5 protein-coding genes are annotated in these 4,800 nt (G+C 34.9%); 4 read left to right on the top strand and 1 reads right to left on the bottom strand.

The window, feature by feature from the left end; all coding sequences use genetic code 11:
- Positions 1–97: 97 nt before the first annotated feature.
- The 4 genes from E1171_RS06860 to E1171_RS06845 all read left to right on the top strand — a co-directional run bounded on the left by E1171_RS06860 (position 98) and on the right by E1171_RS06845 (position 3,245).
- Positions 98–754 (top strand): SatD family protein, encoded by a 657-nt coding sequence (locus E1171_RS06860; protein WP_155205268.1) that lies wholly within the window; start codon positions 98–100, stop codon positions 752–754.
- Positions 739–1,560, top strand: a complete 822-nt coding sequence (locus E1171_RS06855) for a DUF3307 domain-containing protein (RefSeq protein WP_155205267.1) — start codon at positions 739–741, stop codon at positions 1,558–1,560. Before E1171_RS06860 ends, E1171_RS06855 begins: the two co-directional genes overlap by 16 nt.
- A 261-nt stretch (positions 1,561–1,821) precedes the next feature.
- The gene (locus E1171_RS06850; RefSeq protein WP_155205266.1) at positions 1,822–2,367 is read left to right on the top strand and encodes a hypothetical protein; all 546 of its coding nucleotides are present in this window, start codon (positions 1,822–1,824) and stop codon (positions 2,365–2,367) included.
- A gap of 350 nt (positions 2,368–2,717) precedes the next feature.
- Positions 2,718–3,245 carry a hypothetical protein gene (locus E1171_RS06845; protein ID WP_155205265.1) on the top strand — a complete coding sequence of 176 codons (528 nt, stop codon included), beginning with the start codon at positions 2,718–2,720 and terminating at the stop codon, positions 3,243–3,245.
- Between the two features lie 143 nt (positions 3,246–3,388).
- Here E1171_RS06845 and pgi read toward each other — a convergent pair.
- Positions 3,389–4,800, bottom strand: a 1,412-nt coding sequence (gene pgi, locus E1171_RS06840) for a glucose-6-phosphate isomerase (RefSeq protein WP_155205264.1), incomplete at its 5' end; no start/stop codon positions are given.

Here is a 4,800-nt window from a genome sequence, read left to right as displayed (position 1 = left end):
GAATTTAATAGTATAGGTATTTTTACCTATAATTTATTTATATAGGTATTTTTGACTATAATTTAGAAATATAGGTGTTTTTACCTATATTAGCTTTATGAATGCAAAAAAGGTTTATTGTGCCGTAATAACTGGGGATATTATTGGCTCTAGATCATTAAAGAACAGAAAGACTTTATTGATTAACCTCCAAAACTTTTTTAAGTCTATTGGGGATAGTTCTTTTTTTAAATCAGAGGATTTTCGTTATGAAGTTTTTCGAGGAGACAGCTTTCAAATTCTTCTTTATAAACCCGAAAAAGCTTTGCGCCTATTGTTACTATTGCGTTCCATGTTAAAAATGACTTTAAATGCCGATGCTCGTATGTTTATTGGAATAGGAACGGTAGATTTCTTGGATGAAAGCGTGGCCACCTCCGATGGGGAGGCTTTTCAGCGGTCCGGCTTAGGCCTAGACCGTTTGAAGAATAAAAGCAGAAGATTTGGAATGGAAAGCCCTTGGGGTGAATTTGATCAAGAGTTTTATGTAGAAAGTATACTTGCTGAAGGAATTATTAACCGATGGAAACCTGCAACAGCCAAAGTGGTATTTGCAGGTTTATTGGATAATTTAACTCAAAATGAATTGGCCGAAAAATTGCAAATTTCACAACCTACTATTAACCAGCATTTTAGGTCATCAAATATGAATGCTATCTTGGTTTTTTTGGAACGTTTTCAATTGAAGATTGAAAAGTTATGCTTACATCAATAGAATTTACGGAAATTTTACTCTTGCTAATCATTGCCCATCTTTTGGGAGATTTTTTTCTGCAGCCATCCTCCTGGGTTAGGAGTAAGCATAGAGACAATGTTAAATCAATTTTTTTGTGGTTACATGCCTTAATTCATGGAGGGCTTACTTTTTTAGTATTGTATCTATTTAAAGATGACCATTCCTTTATTTGGTTAATCAAGTGGGCAGGATTGGTGTTCTGGTCCCACGCCCTAATTGATCTTGGGAAGGTGGCCTTGGATGAAAGAAGAAAACTTAAATCCTATGGGTTTATTCTTGATCAATTGGCCCATCTTTTGGTACTTTTTGTAGTTTGGGGTTTGGCCTTTGAACAAAGCACACTATTTTTTGAGCTATTTGGGAGAGTATTGATAAACAAAAAAATTTTATTATATGGGCTGGCCTATTTATTGGTTACTAATCCGATTTCGTTTTTTATTAGTCAGGCTACCTTAGAATGGCGAAAACAGATTAGTGAAAATAGTGAGGGTCTTTTAAAGGCAGGTCAATGGATTGGAATTCTGGAACGTATTTTAATTTTAACCTTTATTTTGAGTAATAACCTTACAGCTATCGGTTTTCTCTTAGCTGCTAAATCTGTATTTCGTTTTGGGGACATGACCAATAATACAGATAGAAAACGAGCTGAATATATTATTTTGGGAACTTTATTAAGTGTTACTTTGACCATTCTTTTAGGTTTAGTAACGGTTGGATTGCAAAAAATTCTCATTGATGATACCACTAATATTTCTCCCTTTGTATCCATTTTCTCCCTATTTTAATGATGGCATTTTTCCAGTTATTTTCCTCACCCCTTTATTGGAAATTTGAGGTAAATAATTCAAAGTATCTCCTCAAAACAATAGCTTTTTAGTAAAATGGTGGTTAATTAATGAAGATGAATTGGTTTTATCTGTATTGAAATGGGTTAAACTTCGTGATTGAAACATTTTCTTAAGCGTCAATAATATTTTTGCTTTCTCAATACAAAAACTTATTCAATTAGTTGATTCAAATAGATAACCTATTTAAAACAGTCAATTATGAAGAAAGTTTTTACGGTATTATTGTTTGCAATTCCAATCTTTACCACTTATTCCTTTGCCCAGGGAAATCAGCAAATTAATAGCGATTTGAATGTTGATTTAAGTGATAAGCCAACCAAAAAGTTATCTTACTTTGTGCTTGCTGATGTTACTTTTGCGAATAAAGATTTAGATGTATTTCTAGATTTACTGGGGGTAGACTTAGGCTTTAAGGGTGGAAGAGTTGGAGGTTTTATTAGCCTTAAATTAGATGCTTCAGGAGAGTTTGTTGCTAAAAGTAGATTGGGACTCAATGTAGGTTATTGTGTGTTACCAGATCTGATGCCTTATGTTGGAATTGGAATCGTAATGGAAGAGTATGTTGGAGACCTTATTGTTAGCTTTAACTATACAAGACCAAATAATTTAATAGCAGGAGAAGCTGGTGTTCTCATTACTCCAAGGGGTATACCTTTAGCTTTAAAAGTTGGGGTTGACTTTTTTAGGGATGTGGCTGCTTCTCATTTGACCGTAGGAGTAGGTTTTTATTTAAAAGGTTCTTGAGTTTTTATGGAATTGAAAATGATGGAGGGTATGGGGTTTAAATAAAAATTTAGTCTAGTTCTTTAAAAAATACCTTATTTGGGAATTGTTCCCAATAGGATATTAATTTTTAGCATGACTTTATATATTTTCCTAATTCTATAACTCTTTTCTCATCTTCCTGTAGGCGATAATTAACCTTTTGGTGGATACATCATGGGAAGAAATTTCATCTTGGGTTTCCAGCTCCCGAACAATTCTATTAGCTAATTGTTTCCCCAATTAAACTCTCTAAATATTTTTGCTTTCTCAATACAAAAGCTTATTCAATTAGTTGATACAAATAGATAACCTATTTAAAACAGTCGATTATGAAAAAAGTTTTTACGGTATTATTGATTGCGTTTCCAATATTTTCCACTTATTCCTATGCCCAGGGGAATCAACAAATAAATAGTGGCTTGGACGTTGAGTTGAATGAAAATCCTGCTAAAAAGTTATCATATTTTGTGCTTGTTGATGCTACTTTTGCCAATAAGATGAGGTACAATGGATTATTTGATTTTCTGGGTGTGGACTTAGGGTTTAAAGGTGGGAGGGTCGGAGGATTTATTAGCCTTAAATTAAACGCTTCAGGGGATTCTTTCTCTAACAACAGACTTGGTTTAAATGTTGGATATTGTGTATTACCAGAGCTAATGCCCTATATAGGAATTGGGATCATAACGGAACAGTATGCTGAGAGATATTACCATTCAAAATCTATCGCAGGGGAAGCTGGTGCCTTAATTACTCCAAGAGGTATTCCTTTAGCTTTAAAAGTTGGGATTGACCTTTTTAGGGATAATGTTGATTCTCATCTGACTGTAGGGGTAGGATTTTATTTTAGAGGTTCTTGAAATAATTATGGATTTGGTAAAAAATTGAAAATATAAAATCCAAACTTGAGCTATTTTTGGGTCAGAAAAATAAATATCCTGTTTGGAACAGTTCTCGAACAGGATATTTATTTTTTGGAATGAATCCGAACTTTTTCTCAATCCTATAATTCTTTTCTCATCTTTTTGTAAGCGTTAATTAACCCATTGGTTGATACATCATGGGAAGAAATTTCATCTTCCGTTTCCAGCTCTGGAAGAATTCTATTAGCTAATTGTTTTCCTAATTCAACCCCCCATTGGTCAAAACTAAAAATATTCCATATTACACCTTGTACAAATATTTTGTGCTCGTACATTGCAATTAAGCTTCCTAAAGTATGAGGAGTGAGCATTTTAAAAAGTATGGAATTAGTTGGTCTATTCCCTTCGAATACCTTAAAAGATTTTAGTTGTTCAATTTCCTCTTCAGTTTTACCTGTTTCCTTCAATTCTCTAACCACCTTTTTCTCTGTTTTTCCTTGCATTAAGGCTTCTGTTTGAGCAAAGAAATTAGCCAGTAATTTGGCATGATGATCTCCCACAGGATTGTGGCTGATGGCTGGTGCCAAGAAATCACAAGGAATCATTTTTGTCCCTTGATGAATTAATTGATAAAAGGCATGCTGACCGTTTGTTCCAGGCTCACCCCAAATGATAGGTCCAGTTTGATAGTTTAATTTTTTTCCTCCCCGGTCAATTGATTTTCCATTGCTTTCCATATTTCCTTGTTGAAAATAGGCAGCAAAGCGGTGCATGTATTGATCATAAGGTAAAATGGCTTCGGATTGGGCATCAAAAAAATTATTGTACCAGATTCCTATCATCGCTAAAGTGACCGGAATGTTTTTGGAATACTCAGCATTTTTGAAATGTTGATCCATACTATAGGCCCCTTCGAGTAATTTCTCAAAGTTGTTAAAACCTAGGGAACAGGCAATGGATAATCCTATAGCCGACCATAGGGAATAGCGTCCTCCAACCCAATCCCAAAAACGAAACATATTTAATGGGTCGATGCCGAATTCGGCTACTTTTGTTGCGTTAGTAGAAACGGCCACAAAATGAGATTTCACTAGGTCTTCGTTTTGTGCAAAACTTAAAAACCAATCCCTGGCTGTGTGTGCGTTGGTCATGGTTTCTTGGGTAGTGAATGTTTTGGAAGCAATGATGAAAAGAGTAGTTTCTGCATCTACTTCCTTCAATACTTCACTGATATGTGTTCCGTCCACATTGGAAACAAAATGCGATTTGATATGAGGGACCTTATATGGCTTTAAGGCCTCTGTTACCATTAATGGGCCTAAATCTGACCCTCCAATACCAATGTTAACAATGTCGGTAATGGCTTTCCCAGTGTAACCTTTCCATTGGCCAGAAATTATCCGTCCCGAAAAATCCCTCATCTGGTCCAGTACATCATCTACTTCTGGCATGATATCTTTTCCATCCAAATTTACAGGGAGGTCTGATCGGTTTCTTAAAGCCGTATGTAATACTGCTCTATTTTCTGTTTCATTAATTTTCTCCCCATTAA

This window comes from Xanthovirga aplysinae (genome assembly GCF_009711365.1).
In the GTDB taxonomy this organism is placed as follows: Bacteria; Bacteroidota; Bacteroidia; order Cytophagales; family Cyclobacteriaceae; genus Xanthovirga; species Xanthovirga aplysinae.
The sequence above is the reverse complement of the archived record's forward strand: the minus strand, read 5'-3'. Positions and strand labels throughout refer to the sequence as shown.

Excerpts from the sequence above, each read along its gene's own strand:
- E1171_RS06855 (WP_155205267.1), top strand. The coding sequence starts at position 739 with ATGCTTACATCAATAGAATTTACGGAAATTTTACTCTTGCTAATCATT.
- E1171_RS06845 (WP_155205265.1), top strand. The coding sequence starts at position 2,718 with ATGAAAAAAGTTTTTACGGTATTATTGATTGCGTTTCCAATATTTTCC.
- E1171_RS06850 (WP_155205266.1), top strand. The coding sequence starts at position 1,822 with ATGAAGAAAGTTTTTACGGTATTATTGTTTGCAATTCCAATCTTTACC.
- E1171_RS06860 (WP_155205268.1), top strand. The coding sequence starts at position 98 with ATGAATGCAAAAAAGGTTTATTGTGCCGTAATAACTGGGGATATTATT.